Below are 14,072 nucleotides of genomic sequence, written 5' to 3' on the forward strand. Positions count from 1 at the left end.
ACGTCTTCCGCGGCCTCATGCGCTGGGGATTCAGCATGATCGCCATCGCGCCCCTGCTCACCTGGCTGATCTTCCTCGCACCCAGCTGGTCCTGACGCATGGTGGCCCTGCGGAGGATGTACTCTTCCGTATGGTAGAAAACGCCACCTGCCTCCGGAGACTGTGGACATGTCGGCACCACGCTCGTCCAACGGCGTGCAATCGCTGGAACGGGCTTTCGCGATACTGGAGCTGATGGCGGAAGCGGGCGGAGAGCTGCAGCTCAGCCGCCTGTCCACGCTCTCGGGCCTGCCGCTGCCGACCATCCACCGGATCATCAGGACCCTGGTGGGGTCGGGCTACGTCCGCCAGCTCCCCTCCCGCGGCTACGCGCTGGGGCCCCGGCTGATCCGGCTCGGTGAGAGCGCCTCCAGCATGTTCGCCACCTGGGCCCGGCCCGTCCTGACCGACCTCGTCGCCGCGGTCGGCGAGACGGCCAACATGGCGGTCATGGACGGCGACCGCGCCGTCTACGTCGCCCAGGTGCCCTCCACCCACTCCGTGCGCATGTTCACCGAGGTCGGCCGGCGCGTCTACCTCCACTGCACCGGGGTGGGCAAGGCCCTGCTCGCCCAGCTCCCGCCCGAGGACGCCCGCGCCCTCGTCGAACGCGCCGGCATGCCGGCCCAGACCCCCAACACCATCACCGACCCGGACCTGCTCATGGTCGAACTCGCCGAGATCAGGCGGCGCGGTTACTGCGTGGACGACGCGGAGCAGGAACCCGGCGTACGCTGCCTGGCCGTACCGGTCACCGGCGCGCCGACGCTCTCGGCGATCTCGGTCTCGGGCCCGGAGGGCCGCATCGGGGCCGACGCCGTCGAGTCCATCGCCGCCCAGCTCCAGGCGGCCGTCCCCAAACTCCTCGCCGAGATCACCTGACCCCCCGCGCCGGTGGCGCCCTATCCGCTCCATGAACACCGCAACGTACTTGGAGATACAGCGATGGACACGTCCGCGTATTTGAAGGCCGTCGTCGAGCAGACGAGCACGTTCGCCGACTGGGTGCACGGCAAGGACGCGGCGGCGCCGGTGCCGACCTGTCCGGAGTGGAACCTGACCGATCTGGTCGACCACGTCGGCGGGGTACAGCGCATGGTCACCATGCTCGTGGGCGAGCGGATGACCGAGCCGGGCAAGGCGTTCGCCGGCTACGTCCCGGGTCCGGCCGACCCGGGCCGGTGGCGCGCCTGGCTGAACGACTGCGCGGCCGAGGCGAGCCGGGCGTTCGCATCGGTCACCGACGACACGCCGGTGTGGGATCCCTCGGGCGCCGCCTCGGGTGTGACGTTCTGGTCCCGCCGGCTCCTGGGCGAGGTCTGTGTGCATCGCGCCGACGCGGCCGCGGCGCTCGGCCTGCCGTACGAGCTGGCGCCGGAGTTCGCCGTCGCGGCCCTCGAAGACTGGCTGGAAACGCTGACGTCCCGCGGCTACTGGGAGAACCGGCCCGGCTTCGCCGACGCGATGCGCGGGAGCGGCCAGACGCTGCACTTCCACGCGACCGACGCGCCCGGGGAGTGGGTGGCGCGCCGGGAGGCTGACATGGTCGTGCTGGAGCGCACGCACGCCAAGGCGGACGTCGCGGTACGCGGCCCGGCCGCCGACCTCCTGCTCGTGATCAGCAGGCGCCGCCCCCTGGACGCTGCTCCCGCGCTGGAGGTGCACGGGGATCGGGCGCTGCTCGACCACTGGATCGAACACATGGACTGGGTCGCCAACGGCTGACCCCCGCCTGGACCCAACCTCGCGCCCCGCACACCCGGCCGCCGCCGTCTGGGCCTGATCCGTTCAACGGTTGCCGGTGCGGGGATCCGCATCCTGTCGTGTGCCTGCGACATCTGCCGGTCCAGCTCTTCGCCTGTTGCGACGAATGCCGATATCGAGCGTGGTGGCGGCATGAGTAACGTGCGAATGGCCCGGCTCAAGGATCAGCGAGGAGCCCGATGAGCACGCCTGTCTACATGTCCCACGAGCACATCGAGCAGATGAACGACCTGCTCGCGAGGTCTGACGAGGTGGCCGCCGCCTGCGCGGCGCTGAACCGGGACTACGTGATCGCCTACGAACTCGGCGACGGACCCGGGGGCACGGTCTTCTGGGTGCTGAGCTTCGACCGGATCACCGGCGCCAGGTTCTCCCTCGATGAGCCCGCGCACGCCGACGTGACGTTCGCCGGCGACTGGCGGCGGCTGGTGCGGGCCGGGCAGGCCCACCGGCAGGGGACAGAGGTGGATCCGGCCGTCGAGGTCCGTGGCGATCCGGGCGTGCTGGACGCGGTTTCCCCGGCCATGGCCGTGGCGCGCCGCGCCGCCACCGTCGACGTCGAGTTCCCCGAGGTCTGACATGACGACGGTGAACGGCCTGGCCGACGACGCCGGGGAACACGCGTTGCGGACGGAGCCGCGGTCCGCGCCGCGCGCGGGCAGACCGGTGGAGCGTCTGCCACGCGGCTCTTGTCCCACCCAAGTGAAGGTTTGGAGGCGGAGTGAGCACCGACCCGTATGAGTGGCTGCGGCCCGACACCGGCGATTCGCGCGCCTGGCAGGAACGGCAGGACGCCATCGCCGGCTCCTATGTGAGCGAGTGGGAACATTTTCCGCGGATCCGCGATGAGCTGGCGGCGGGGACCGCGGCGCCGAGCGCCTCGGACAGTCTCGGCGGGACGACCCCGCGCCGTCTCGGCGGCCGCTGGTTCCGGCTGGCGCCCACGTCGGCGGAACGGGCGGCGCTCGGTCTGTGGGTGTCGGACTCCCCGGACGAGCCCGGCAGGTTGCTCGTCGATCCGCAGGCCGCCAGTTACGCGCGCGACGGCGAGCCCGCTCAACTCGTGTGGTACGAGCCCACGCGGGACGGCTCCCGCGTCGTCTTCGGCCTCTACCACGGCGGCGAGATGATCGGCCCTCTGCGCGTCGTCGACACCGCGACCGGCCGCGATCTCCCCATCGGGGCGCACCGGCACCTGCTCACCGGAGCCGTTCCCGGCTGGCTGCCGGACGGCAGCGGCTTCTACGTGTGCGATCGTTCCGAAACCGGCGATCACCAGGTGTGGTTCGTGCCGGTGGAGCCGCCCGGTGAACCCGGCGAGCCGATCTTCGTGATCGACTCCAGCGAGCTGGGCACGTCCCCGTCCGGGCTCACCCCGCAGGTCTCTCCCCACGGCCGCTGGATGATCACCTTGACCGGGCAGCACGAACAGGTGGCCGGCCACGTCCTCGACCGGCGTACCGGAGAGTGGCGGCGCTTCCTGCCCGGCGGCTACGCGGGCGAATGCCATGGCGTCTGGTACGGCGAGGACACCTACGTCGCCGTGGTCACCGGAGACGCCCCGCGCGGCCGGCTCGCCGCCATCCCGGTGGCGACCTCCGCCGACCCCGGCACCTGGCGTGAGCTGGTGCCCGAGTCCGACGCGGTGCTGCGCTGCGTCACCAAGGCCGGCGACCTCCTGGTCCTGTGCGAGGTGGTCGACGCGGTCGTGGGATTCCGGCTCGTCACCGCGGACGGCGAGCCGGCCGGGCGCATCGAGCTTCCCGGCATCGGCAGTTCGCCGACGGCCATGGTCAGCCGCCGCTTCGACCGATCGGAGGTGCTCACGTTCTCCCACAACACGTTCGCCGAACCGCTGACCGCTTATCGCTACGACGTCGAGCGGGGCGAGACGGTCCCGATCGGCGCCCGGCGGCCGGGGCTGGCCGGAATGACCGTCGCCCGGCGTTACGCCACCAGCCGGGACGGGACCCGCGTGCCGTACTTCATCGTGCACCGCGCCGACCTCGACCTCGATCGCCCACATCCCGCGGTGGTCAACGCCTATGGCGGGTTCAACGTGGCCTGGATGCCGCGCTTCCTCGGCAACTACGCGCCGTTCCTGCGCGCGGGCGGCGTCTATGTGCACGCGATCCTGCGCGGCGGCGCCGAATACGGGCGCGACTGGTACGAGGACGGGCGCCTGGCACGCAAGCAGAACACCTTCGACGACCTCTACGCCGTCGCCGAGGACATGATCGCGGCCGGTCTGACCGAGCCCGCCAAGCTGGGCTTTCACAGCGCCAGCCACGGCGGGCTGGTGGCCGGGGTGGCGCTCACCCAGCGGCCCGATCTGTGGCGCGCGCTGGTCGCCGAGGTGCCGTTGTTCGACATGCTGCGGCCGCTCAGCGCCGATCATCCGGCCCGCCAGGCGGTCCGCTCGGTCTTCCTGGAGGACTACGGAGATCCGGACGAGCCCGCGGACGCCGACGTCATCCGCGCCTACTCCCCCTACCACAACATCAGGCCGGATACCGCGTACCCCGCCATCCTGCAGGCGTTCGGCGAGCATGACCTGGGTTGCCAGCCCTTCCACGGCCGGCTGTTCACCGCCAGGCTCGGCCCGGCGAGCACCTCCGGGCATCCCGTCCTGCTGCGGGTGTGGAAGGGCGCCGGCCACGCCGCGCTGGACAGCGCCGAGGTGACCGGCCGTGCCGCCGAACTGCTGGCCTTCCTCATGCGGGAGCTGGGCATGACCCCCGCGTAGCCTGGTGCCCATGGCATCGGAGCTCCAGCGACTGGTCGACAGCCTCGGCGCCCGCCTGAGCCGGTCGGTGGCGCTCGACGACGTGAGCATCCGCCTGCTCGCCTACACCGCGCACACCGGCGAGGTGGACTCCGCCCGCGTCGAGTCGATCATGCGCCGGCGCGTCTCCCCCGAGGTGGTGGCCCACATCCACGCCAGCGGCGCGCTGGCGGCCCACGACCTGTTCACCGTGCCGGCCATGCCCGAACTCGGGCTCGACGTGGCTCGCGTCGGCATGGCCGTCCGCCACGAGCAGTCGCTTCTGGGGTTTCTCTGGTTGCTGCAGTCGGACGGCCCGGTCAAGGACAAAGATCTCGCCGCCGTACGGCAGGCCGCCGAGAGCGCCGCGCTCACGCTCCACCGGGAGTACTTGATCGGCGAGCTCAGCCGTGGCCGCGAACGCGAGCTGGTACGCGATCTGATCTCGGCCGACCCGCGGCTGCGCGATGACGCCGCGCAACGGCTGATCGAGGAGGAACTGATCACGGCCGGCCCGGTGCGCGCGCTGGTGGCGACGATCACGCACGACCGGACCCGGCCGCTCGGCGAACGGGACCGGCTCGCCCTGACGGCCGGCCTCGACCACGTGCGCCGCCGCCTGCCGCCGCGCACGACCATCCATCTGGAACGCCCCGACCACGGCATCCTGATCCTGGTCCAGCCCGTCTCAGCCGGCGCCGAGATCGACGACCTCGCCGCCACGCTCCACCGGCGCCTGGCCGCCGAGAGCGGCAGGACCCCGCAGGAATGCTGGGTCGGCATCGGCGGCCATCAACCGGGCCTGACCGGCGCGTACCATTCCTATGCCGAGGCCGGGCAGGCCGCCGACGTGGCCGGCATCATCCGCGTCCTCGGCCCCGTCGTCGCCCACGCCAAGCTCGGCGTCTACGGGCTGCTGGCCGAACTGCCCGCCGACCGCCTCGGTCACAGCCTTCACCCCGGCCTGCGCCGGCTGCTCGACCACGACGCCGGTCACGAGGCGCTGGTCACCACGCTGGAGACGTTCCTCGACCACGCCGGCGACGTCAAGCGCACCGCGGCGAGCCTGTGCATCCACCGTGCCAGCCTCTACTACAGGCTGCGCAGGATCGAGGAGATCGCCTCCGCCGACCTGTCCAGCGGAGACGACCGGCTCACCCTGCACCTGGGGCTCAAGATCGCCAGATTGACCTCTCTGAGATGAGCGCCCCGTGGCGCACGGGCCGTCGGGTCAGGGAGTGCCGCCCGGCTTGTGCCGCCCGGTTCCCCGCGCGGCTCAATGTCAGCGCAGGCCTCTGAGGCGGCCGGCGGCGGCGAGCACGGGGGTCGCCGCGGTCGTGACGGCCGCGCCCAGCGGGGTGTCGGTGGCCAGGATCCAGCGGACCGTCCGCATGGCCAGGCCGAGGATCTCCGCGCCACGCACCCGCATGTCCGCCTCGAACCGGCTGACCGCCACGGAGAGGGTGGTGGTCCCGGCGGTGACCTCGCACAGGTTCGTGAACAGGCCGGCGGCGTCGCGGATCGCGGCGCCCGCTCCCATGCCGGCGGTCGGCGGCGTGGCGTGGACGGCGTCGCCCAGGGCGGTGATGGACCCGGCGGCCCAGGGAGCGAGGTCCTGTGCCCGTGTCGAGGCGGCGTTGAACCGGAACGCGGCGATGCTGTCCGCATCGGCCTTGGCGATGACCTCGAGCGGGCCCTCGCCCCACCCGTGGCGGCGGAACCTGGCCAGCAGGGCCTCCCGCAGCTCGTCTCCGCGCAGCCCGCGTACCGAGCCGGTCTCGGCGGACTCGGGGAACATCGCGCCCCAGATGTAGGTGGGGCCGGTCGTGACCGAGGCGCGCAGGTGAGGGGCATCCAGTACGGCATTGCCCACCGGGTCGAGGAAGCCGACGTACAGTGCCGCGCCCCGAGGCGCGATCACCATCCCCGACCGCGGCCCGAGCCGCTTCCGCTCCACCGGGCTCAGGTCCTCGGCCGCCGTCCGGCCGGAGAAGCCGATGATCCCGACGGGCTTGTTCGTGGGGCCTCCGGCGAGGTGCCTGGCGACCAGCGAGTGGGCGCCGTCCGCGCCCACCAGCAGGTCGCACTGCCGCGTGGTCCCGTCCGCGAGAACGACCTGCGGCGTCCCGTCGCCGGCGTGCCCGATGCCGGTGACGGTCTGTCCCAAGTGAAGATCGTCGCCGACCGCGTCGGCCAGCAGGGTCCGCAACGTGATGCGGTCGATGTCCACGCTCGGGCTGTCGGCCAGCCGCGGCCCGTAGCCCAGGAGGCGTCCGTGCCAGTCCCAGAACGCGTCCGGGTCGCGGAGCCGGAGCGCCGATGACGAGGCCAGCAGTCGTTCGACGATCTCCGGCGGGACGAGCCGGCGCAGGGCCTCCTGGGCCCGGCCGTCGAGGGTGATGTGGTAGCCCCCTGTTGCCGTGACGTCGGTGTCTCGTTCGAAGACCGCCACGTCGAACCCGTGCCGGCGTAGACCCGCGGCCAGCGCCAATCCGCCGATGCCGCCCCCGATGACGATGATGCGCATCCTTCGCAGGACTCCTTTGTTGCTTGTCCGAACAGGTATCGCCGGAGACAGTGCCATCGGTGGTGGACATCGAGTGTCCACTACTGGTGCAGGATGAACCTCATGGCCGAAACCTCACGACGTGCGCTGCGACTGCTGTCGCTGCTCTCGACAGCTCGATGCTGGTCGCTGGGTGAGCTCGCCTCGCGGCTGGAGGTCAGCGAGCGCACCGTCCGCCGCGACATCGAGACCCTGCGGGCGCTCGACTACCCCGTCACCACCGTCCACGGCCCGGGCGGCGGCTACCGTCTGGGCGCCGGGCACGCTCTGCCGCCGCTGCTGCTCGACGACGAGCAGGCGCTCGCGATCACGGTCGCCCTGCAGACCGCGCCCAGCAGCGTCTTCGGACTCGGCGAGGACGCCGAACGAGCACTGGACGCGCTGAAACGCATCATGCCGGCCAGGCTCAGAACGGCCATGGAGTCGCTGAACCTGACCAGCCTGCAGAACTACTGGGAGTTCCCGGCCGATCCCATCGGTTCCGAACGGCTCAGGGCCGCCGGAATCGCGGTACGCCACCGCCACGTCCTGATCGTCGACATGGTGAGGGCCGACGGCACCCGCCCGGCCCCGGGCGAGGACGACTTCTCCCCCGCCCGCCGGATCGAGCCCCACCACCTGGTGATCTGGGCCGGGCGGTGGTACCTCGTCGCCTACGACCTCGCCGACGGCGCCTGGCGGGTTCGCCGCCTCGACCGCCTGCACCTGCGCTCCCCCACCGGCGTTCCCTTCCCGCCCAGAGACCTGCCCGGCGGCGACGTCGCGCGCTTCGTCATGACCAGCCACGACCGCGGCGACACTCCCGCCACGTGGCCGTGCACCGGGACCGCGCGCCTGAACCTGCCCGCCGAAACCGTCGCGCGCTGGGCGCCGGGCGGATCGGTGGTCGAGCACCTCGGCCCCGATCACTGCCGTCTCACGCTCGGAGCGTGGTCGTGGGCGGGTGTCGCCGGCATCCTCGCCACCTTCGACGCCGATCTGGACCAGGTGACACCGTCCGAGCTGAAGCACGCCTGCCGCCGGCTCGTACGCAGGTGGCGTGCCGTGGCGGCCGGCAATTGACAGCCATGCGGCCCTTGCCGCGAATCCGCGCACGGCTCTTTCCGCCCGTATATCGACCTGATGGGGTGGCCGATGTGAAAAAGCTGCTGAACGCCGTACTCATATCGACCGCTCTCGCCGGCGGGCTGACGACCGCCGTTCCCCTTCCCGCGTCCGCGTCCGCCGACGGGAAATTCCACGTCTGCTACAAGAACTCCGACTGCAGAATGGGCTTCTCCCAAGGGGAGATCCACTGGAGCCTTCCAAGCTCGCTGCCGAGCATTTCGGGGAGTGTTTACAGCCGCACGAACAGGAGTTACTCGACCACGGTGGTTTTCGAGGGCTTCAACGACAAGGACCAGAAGCTGACGTCGGACAGCCGGACCGTGGCCGACGGCACCAAACGCTTCGCCTTCCACCTCAGCCGGTCCTGGATCTACCGGGTCAAGATCACCGTCTGCCAGAACTTCGCCGACGGGCAGCAATGCGGGAGTCCCAAGAACTATTATCGCTAGACATGAGCGATCGTTCATGGTCCACGAGTGGTCCCGCATTGGCGCTCAGAGCGGGATAGCCGCACGATGAGGGTCATGGACCGAACACTGCGGGTCGCGGTCATCGGCGACCGCGACCCGGCGTTTCCCCCGCACCAGGCCACCGATGGCGCGCTGGTGCACGCGGCCGCGTACCTGGGCGTCGGTGTGGACGTGCGCTGGCTCGGCACGCAACCGCTCGAATCCGACCTTGCCGAGGTCAGGGCCGCCGACGTGCTGTGGTGCGCGCCCGGCAGCCCGTACCGCAGTCTGCGTGGCGCCCTCGAAGCGCTCCGGTACGGCCGGCGGCACCACGTGCCCACCCTCGGCACCTGCGGCGGCTGCCAGCACATGATCATCGAGTACGCCCGCCACGAGCTCGGCTACGAGGATGCCCAGCACGCCGAGTACGACCCCTACGCCTCCACGCTCTTCATCTCGTCGCTGGCCTGCTCGCTGGCGGGCAAGACCATGCCCGTCACGCTGAGCCCCGGCTCCCGGGTGGCCGGCTGGTACGGGCGGACCGAGGTCGAGGAGGAGTACTACTGCAACTTCGGCCTCGACCCCGCGCGGCAGCGGACCCTGCACGACGGCGGCTTCTCGGTCACCGGCGTGGACGCCGACGGCGAGGCCCGCGTGCTGGAGATCCCCGGCCACCCCTACTACGTGGCGACGCTGTTCGTGCCGCAGGCCCGCTCGCGCCCCGAGGCGCCGCACCCGCTGGTCGTCGGCCTGCTGCGGGCGGCCCTGTGACCTTCACCCAGCTCAGGATCCTGCAGGCGGTCGCGCGTACCGGCAACATGACCCGGGCCGCCGAGGAGCTGTGCGTCACGCAGTCCGCCGTCAGCCACGCCCTGCGTACGCTGGAGAGCGAGCTCGGCGTCGCGTTGCTGGTGCGCGGCAACCACGGGGTGAGCCTCACGGCGACCGGACGGGCCGTGTGCCGCCGCGCCACGCTCATCCTCACCCAGGTGGAGGCGCTGGAGCAGGAGGTCGCCGGGGTACGCGAACGCGGCAGCCTCCGCCTCGGCACCATCCCCAGCGCCAACGTCCGCCTGCTGCCACCGATCCTGCGCCGCTTCGAAGACGCGTGCCCGCAGGTGCGGCTCACCGTCATGGAGGGCTCGGACGACGAGGTGCTGGAGTGGCTGGAAACGGGCGCGGCGGACGTCGTGACGGTCTCGGCCGGGATCCCGTTGCCCGCCGGGACGATGACGCGGACGCTGGCCACCGACCGCATGCTGGCCGTCCTGCCCAGCGGCCACGACCTGGCCGTGCGCGGCTCCGTGACGATGGCCGAGCTGGCCCGGCGCCCGTTCATCATGTCCACGGGCGGCTGCGAGCCCCTGATCACGAAGGTCGCCCAGGCGGCGGAGGTCAGCCTGCGCTGCCATTACCGGGTACGCGACACCAACAGCATCCTGGCCATGGTCGCCGAGGGGCTCGGCGTGAGCATCATCCCCGAGCTGTCCCTTCCCGCCCACAGCCCGGGCGTGCACGCCATCCCGCTGGACCCGCCGGCTGAGCGCTCGGTCCTTCTCGCCCTGCCCGCCGACCCGCTCCCCACCGCGGGCGCCTTCGCCGAGCTGGCGGCCGTCCCGCCGGCGCCTCGCCCCGGGTCGCTTGAGTCCTCAGCGCATCTGGCCTGAGCACTTTTCCCGCATCGCCCGTATGACAGGAGGAGGATTCGTTGTGTGGTTGTGGGGTTCCACGGACGAGGTGGCGGCCGGGGAGCGGGTGGAGTGGTACCGGGATCTCGTGTCCCGGTCCGCGGTCCCTTACGACCTGGCGGTCACCGACCCCGCGACGTTCCGCGTCCACTCGGCCATGCTCAGCCTGGGACAGGTCACCCTTTCCCGCCACATCGCCGCGGGCCACCAGGTCTGGCGGAACATGCGGCTGATCCGCCGCGGCGATGCGGAGCACTACCTCCTGGGGCTGGTCACCCATGGCAGCTTCGACCTCTCCCAGGGCCGTGCCGCCGTCCGGCTGGAGGCCGGGGACGTGGTCCTCTGGGACACCTCCCACCCCTGCACCGCCGCGCTGCCCGGGCCGGGAAACACCGAGCTGACGGTACTCAACATCCCCCGCACGATGATCACCCTGCCGGCCGACCGGCTGGACGCGGCGCTGGGCAGCAGATTCACCACCGGGCAGGGCCTGGGCGCCCTGTTCCGCCAGTTCCTCACCTGCCTGCACACCCACGCCGCCGAATGCGCCCCGCAAGAGCTGCCCGCGCTGGAGCAGACCGCGCTGGACCTCGCCTCCGGGCTGCTCGCCCAGCGCCTCAACGCCACCGACCGGTTACCACCCGAAACCCGGCAGCAGGTACTGCTCCGCCGCATCGACACCTTCATCGACCACCAGCTCACCGACCCCCAGCTGGCGCCTCGATCCATCGCCGCCCACCACCACATCTCCCTGCGCACCCTCTACGCCCTGTTCGACAACCGAGACGAAGGTGTCGCCTCGCTGATCCGGCGCCGCCGCCTGGAACGCTGCCGCACCGATCTGGCCAACTCCAGCCAGCCCATCCACACGATCGCGGTCCGCTGGGGCTTCGCCAGCCCGTCCGCCTTCACCCATGCCTTCCGCCGCGCCTTCGGCCTCACCCCCCGCGCCTACCGCCGCTCCCTACCGGCCCCACCCGGACAGTGACGTTCTCCTCCCTTCCAAAGGAAGTGGCGACAGTGCTGTACTCCCACCCGTGCGCGGATCTTCCTGGCCGTGGCGGCGGCCTGCCGGGTCAAGAAAGGTCAGCAGAGTGTCCGACGACGCCGTCCCCCGGCCGGGCACCACCTCGCCGGGACCCCCGTCAAGATCGATCCTGTCGGGGCTGGAGCGCGCGTCGACCAGGTGGGGAGACGCGGTTTACCGGGCTGGGCAGAATTCGGCTTCCACCGTGGCGGTGAGGCCGGCCAGGGTTCGTCCACCCCTTCCCCGCGCACGTGACCCGGTACTGGTCCATGCCCCACGTGCGGTGGCTGCCCATCACGGACATGCCCGCCCTCCGGTACGCCCTGATCCGGCGCACCGCGGCTGGCAGTGCCGCCGTCCGCGCCCTCGGCCAGGTCGTTCACGACCTCGGAACGCTGGAACTGTGATCCCCTCCGCGTGCCGTCTCTCAGGAGTCCTCGGCCCGGATCGACGCGCGGAAGTCCGCGAAGTCGCCGCCCTGGCCGCCGGCCACGGGCATGGCGTCCAGCAACGCCTGGGTGCGGGCCTTGATGAGGTCGATTCCCGCGCGGTCGGTGTGCACGTAGAGCCGGTCCTCGCGGATGGCCGCCACCACGAGTTCGCCGACGTGGTCGGGGGCCACGCCGTACCTGGCGAGAGTGGCCTTGACCTTCGGGGTGAGTCGTTCCACCCGGTCCCGGGCGGTGGACAGGCCCGCGGACGGGTCGGCGAACGCCTTGCGCGTGCTCGCGGCGATCTCGGTGGCGACGGCGCCGGGGCACAGCACCGTCACCCCGACGGGGCTCTTGGCGGCCCGCAACTGGTTGCTGAGCGACTCCGACAAGCCCACGACCGCGTACTTGGAGGTGGAGTACATGTAGCCGACGGCGGCGACCAGTCCGGCGGCGGACGCGGTGTTGACGATGTGGGCGGGGGTGCCGCGCTTCAGCATCCGGGGCAGCAGGGTCTGCACGCCGTTGACGACCCCGCCGAGGTTGATGCCCAGGGTGAGGTCCCACAGGTCGTAGGTCATGTCGTCGACGGTCTCGGGGAAGGCGATGCCCGCGTTGTTGCACAGTACCGAGATCGGGCCGAGCCGGCGTTCCGCCTCGTCGACGGACTCGGCGAAGCGATCCCGGTCGCGGACGTCGAAGGCGAACGTGGCCACCTCGGGGCCGGGCCCCAGCTCCGCCTCGGCCGCTCGCAGCGCGCTGGGGTTGATGTCGGCGAGTGCCAGCCGTACGCCCTGGTCACGCAGGGCGCGGGCGATGCCGAACCCGATTCCCTGGGCGCCGCCGGTGATGAATGCCGTGGTTCCCGCAAGGTGCTTCATGGGGTGATCCCTCTGATCGGTGTTTCGTTACCTTCTATGCGAAAAACTTAGACAGTGTCAAATTTTAGTCGTCGTCTACCATTGGTGGGCATGAACACCGAGTCCGGGCTCCGTGAGCGCAAGAAGCTGCGCACACGACGCGAAATCGCCACCACCGCCCTCCGCCTGTTCGCCGAGCACGGCTACGAGCCGGTCACAGTCGCCCAGATCGCCGCGGCGGCGAACGTCTCACGTGCCACGTTCTTCAACTACTTCCCGGACAAAGAAGCCGTGCTCTTCGACGACACCGCCGCGCACCGCGACCTCCTCCGGGAGGTCCTCACCGACCCGTCCCACGCGACCACGCCCCGGCAGGCCCTGCTTGAGGCCGTGGACCGCATGCTCGACGCGCCGGTCTGGAGCCTGGATCCGGACAGCGAACTGGTCCCGGTACGAGCCCGCCTGATCTCCACCGAACCGGCTCTGCGGGCCCGCGCGCTGCTCCGCGTCGCCGACGTACACACGATCTGGGCCCGCACCCTCCATGAGGCGTTCTCCGGGCAAATGGACCAGGTGGAGGCCGCCGCGCTGGCCGGCGCCGCGATCGGCGCGGTGCTCGGCGCCGCCGCCGTTCACCTGAACAGCGGCGCCGAGCACGGTTCCCTCCCCGAGATCGTCCGCAGGGCGGCTCGCTCCGTCCTCGTTTCCGAAGCCACGTCCTAGGGACTACCGAGATCATGGGACTTCCCGCCCATCTCCCAAAGACCTGTTCGACGCCTTAAGCACGGTCGGCCTCCCCTGGCCCGACCTCCTTGACGGGCTGGTGGGCCGCTGACCGCCGGCGACCCTGCTCGCCTACACCCCGTAGTCACCGATGGGGGCCGCGTTGGACGTACCGGTGTCAGCCTCGGGCGAGGACACGGCGAGCTGCCTCAAGCTGCCGGTCCTTGACCGCCTTCAGCTCCCGGAACTTCTTCGGATGAGCGCGGATCGCGTCGTTCTGCAGGCGGGTGTCGGCGGCTGCCCAGAGCGCCACGAGACCGGTCTTCTCCTTGCAGCGCACGTCCGCCTGGGCCGTGCGTATCTCCTGCTCGGTGGGCTGCTTGGTCGACCAGCGCCGGTCGGTGATCGCGCTGAGCGGATCCGGGTAGCGCGAGCCCGCCTCCGCCATGCAGGCGCTCCACGCGCCGAACGCCCGGGTGACCCGCTCGCCGCGACGGCCCGCGCGAGGGCCTTGCCGAAGGCGTTGTACGGACCGCCCTCCGGCCCCGTCGCGAGGCGCAGCCGCCGCGGCGGCCCGGCGGCCGCCGCACACCCGGTCAGCGCCGCGACGCCCGCCCCGAGCCAGGCGGCGGTCACCCGCCGACGGCTCACCTC

The 14,072-nt window shown here is 71.4% G+C and carries 15 protein-coding genes; 12 read left to right on the plus strand and 3 right to left on the minus strand.

What is annotated here, in order from left to right; translation table 11 throughout:
• The first annotated feature begins 168 nt into the window (after positions 1 to 168).
• The 5 genes from ACFWY5_RS51990 (at position 169) to ACFWY5_RS52010 (ending at position 5,771) form a co-directional block, all read left to right on the plus strand.
• A complete protein-coding gene (locus tag ACFWY5_RS51990) occupies positions 169 to 921 on the plus strand; it encodes an IclR family transcriptional regulator (protein WP_379626149.1) in 753 nt (250 codons plus the stop codon).
• Between the two features lie 63 nt (positions 922 to 984).
• Entirely contained in the window at positions 985 to 1,764 is a 780-nt protein-coding gene (locus tag ACFWY5_RS51995) for a maleylpyruvate isomerase family mycothiol-dependent enzyme (protein ID WP_379639483.1), read from the plus strand.
• Between the two features lie 218 nt (positions 1,765 to 1,982).
• Complete coding sequence (locus tag ACFWY5_RS52000; protein ID WP_379639484.1) at positions 1,983 to 2,381, plus strand: hypothetical protein; 399 nt, start codon at positions 1,983 to 1,985, stop codon at positions 2,379 to 2,381.
• Positions 2,382 to 2,524: 143 nt separating this feature from the next.
• On the plus strand, positions 2,525 to 4,549 hold the full coding sequence (locus ACFWY5_RS52005) for a prolyl oligopeptidase family serine peptidase (RefSeq protein ID WP_379639485.1): 2,025 nt from the start codon (positions 2,525 to 2,527) through the stop codon (positions 4,547 to 4,549).
• A 10-nt stretch (positions 4,550 to 4,559) separates the two neighbouring features.
• The gene (locus tag ACFWY5_RS52010) at positions 4,560 to 5,771 is read left to right on the plus strand and encodes a PucR family transcriptional regulator (protein ID WP_379639486.1); all 1,212 of its coding nucleotides are present in this window, start codon (positions 4,560 to 4,562) and stop codon (positions 5,769 to 5,771) included.
• Between the two features lie 78 nt (positions 5,772 to 5,849).
• Here the strand turns inward: ACFWY5_RS52010 and ACFWY5_RS52015 are convergent, their stop codons facing one another.
• The gene (locus ACFWY5_RS52015) at positions 5,850 to 7,094 is read right to left on the minus strand and encodes an FAD-dependent oxidoreductase (protein ID WP_379639487.1); all 1,245 of its coding nucleotides are present in this window, start codon (positions 7,092 to 7,094) and stop codon (positions 5,850 to 5,852) included.
• Positions 7,095 to 7,196: 102 nt separating this feature from the next.
• Between ACFWY5_RS52015 and ACFWY5_RS52020 the strand changes: the two genes are divergently transcribed.
• From ACFWY5_RS52020 to ACFWY5_RS52045, 6 genes are all read left to right on the plus strand, one after another.
• The gene (locus ACFWY5_RS52020) at positions 7,197 to 8,195 is read left to right on the plus strand and encodes a helix-turn-helix transcriptional regulator (protein ID WP_379626161.1); all 999 of its coding nucleotides are present in this window, start codon (positions 7,197 to 7,199) and stop codon (positions 8,193 to 8,195) included.
• Between the two features lie 74 nt (positions 8,196 to 8,269).
• Entirely contained in the window at positions 8,270 to 8,689 is a 420-nt protein-coding gene (locus ACFWY5_RS52025) for a hypothetical protein (RefSeq protein WP_379626163.1), read from the plus strand.
• Positions 8,690 to 8,764: 75 nt separating this feature from the next.
• Positions 8,765 to 9,460, plus strand: a complete 696-nt coding sequence (locus ACFWY5_RS52030; protein ID WP_379626165.1) for a hypothetical protein — start codon at positions 8,765 to 8,767, stop codon at positions 9,458 to 9,460.
• Positions 9,457 to 10,356 (plus strand): LysR family transcriptional regulator, encoded by a 900-nt coding sequence (locus ACFWY5_RS52035; RefSeq protein ID WP_379639488.1) that lies wholly within the window; start codon positions 9,457 to 9,459, stop codon positions 10,354 to 10,356. The genes ACFWY5_RS52030 and ACFWY5_RS52035 overlap by 4 nt, the downstream gene beginning before the upstream one ends.
• Positions 10,357 to 10,399: 43 nt before the next feature.
• Positions 10,400 to 11,365, plus strand: coding sequence for a helix-turn-helix domain-containing protein (locus tag ACFWY5_RS52040; protein ID WP_379639489.1), 966 nt, complete (start codon positions 10,400 to 10,402; stop codon positions 11,363 to 11,365).
• Positions 11,366 to 11,673: 308 nt separating this feature from the next.
• Positions 11,674 to 11,811, plus strand: a complete 138-nt coding sequence (locus ACFWY5_RS52045; RefSeq protein WP_379626171.1) for a hypothetical protein — start codon at positions 11,674 to 11,676, stop codon at positions 11,809 to 11,811.
• A 20-nt stretch (positions 11,812 to 11,831) separates the two neighbouring features.
• Here ACFWY5_RS52045 and ACFWY5_RS52050 read toward each other — a convergent pair whose 3' ends face one another.
• Complete coding sequence (locus ACFWY5_RS52050; RefSeq protein ID WP_379639490.1) at positions 11,832 to 12,716, minus strand: SDR family oxidoreductase; 885 nt, start codon at positions 12,714 to 12,716, stop codon at positions 11,832 to 11,834.
• 90 nt (positions 12,717 to 12,806) lie between these two features.
• Here ACFWY5_RS52050 and ACFWY5_RS52055 point away from each other — a divergent pair, with 90 nt between their 5' ends.
• Positions 12,807 to 13,418, plus strand: coding sequence for a TetR family transcriptional regulator (locus ACFWY5_RS52055; protein WP_379639491.1), 612 nt, complete (start codon positions 12,807 to 12,809; stop codon positions 13,416 to 13,418).
• 178 nt (positions 13,419 to 13,596) lie between these two features.
• Here the strand turns inward: ACFWY5_RS52055 and ACFWY5_RS52060 are convergent, their stop codons facing one another.
• A complete protein-coding gene (locus tag ACFWY5_RS52060) occupies positions 13,597 to 13,866 on the minus strand; it encodes a hypothetical protein (protein WP_379639492.1) in 270 nt (89 codons plus the stop codon).
• Between the last annotated feature and the right edge of the window lie 206 nt (positions 13,867 to 14,072).

This window comes from Nonomuraea sp. NPDC059007 (assembly GCF_042740555.1).
Lineage (GTDB): Bacteria > Actinomycetota > Actinomycetes > Streptosporangiales > Streptosporangiaceae > Nonomuraea.

What these genes read in the sequence shown, in the direction of transcription:
- ACFWY5_RS52030 (WP_379626165.1), top strand. Translation starts at nt 8,765, where the DNA reads ATGGACCGAACACTGCGGGTCGCGGTCATCGGCGACCGCGACCCGGCG.
- ACFWY5_RS52000 (WP_379639484.1), top strand. Translation starts at nt 1,983, where the DNA reads ATGAGCACGCCTGTCTACATGTCCCACGAGCACATCGAGCAGATGAAC.
- ACFWY5_RS52045 (WP_379626171.1), top strand. Translation starts at nt 11,674, where the DNA reads ATGCCCCACGTGCGGTGGCTGCCCATCACGGACATGCCCGCCCTCCGG.
- ACFWY5_RS52010 (WP_379639486.1), top strand. Translation starts at nt 4,560, where the DNA reads ATGGCATCGGAGCTCCAGCGACTGGTCGACAGCCTCGGCGCCCGCCTG.
- ACFWY5_RS52050 (WP_379639490.1), bottom strand. Translation starts at nt 12,716, where the DNA reads ATGAAGCACCTTGCGGGAACCACGGCATTCATCACCGGCGGCGCCCAG.
- ACFWY5_RS52060 (WP_379639492.1), bottom strand. Translation starts at nt 13,866, where the DNA reads ATGGCGGAGGCGGGCTCGCGCTACCCGGATCCGCTCAGCGCGATCACC.
- ACFWY5_RS52015 (WP_379639487.1), bottom strand. Translation starts at nt 7,094, where the DNA reads ATGCGCATCATCGTCATCGGGGGCGGCATCGGCGGATTGGCGCTGGCC.
- ACFWY5_RS52055 (WP_379639491.1), top strand. Translation starts at nt 12,807, where the DNA reads ATGAACACCGAGTCCGGGCTCCGTGAGCGCAAGAAGCTGCGCACACGA.
- ACFWY5_RS52020 (WP_379626161.1), top strand. Translation starts at nt 7,197, where the DNA reads ATGGCCGAAACCTCACGACGTGCGCTGCGACTGCTGTCGCTGCTCTCG.
- ACFWY5_RS51995 (WP_379639483.1), top strand. Translation starts at nt 985, where the DNA reads ATGGACACGTCCGCGTATTTGAAGGCCGTCGTCGAGCAGACGAGCACG.
- ACFWY5_RS51990 (WP_379626149.1), top strand. Translation starts at nt 169, where the DNA reads ATGTCGGCACCACGCTCGTCCAACGGCGTGCAATCGCTGGAACGGGCT.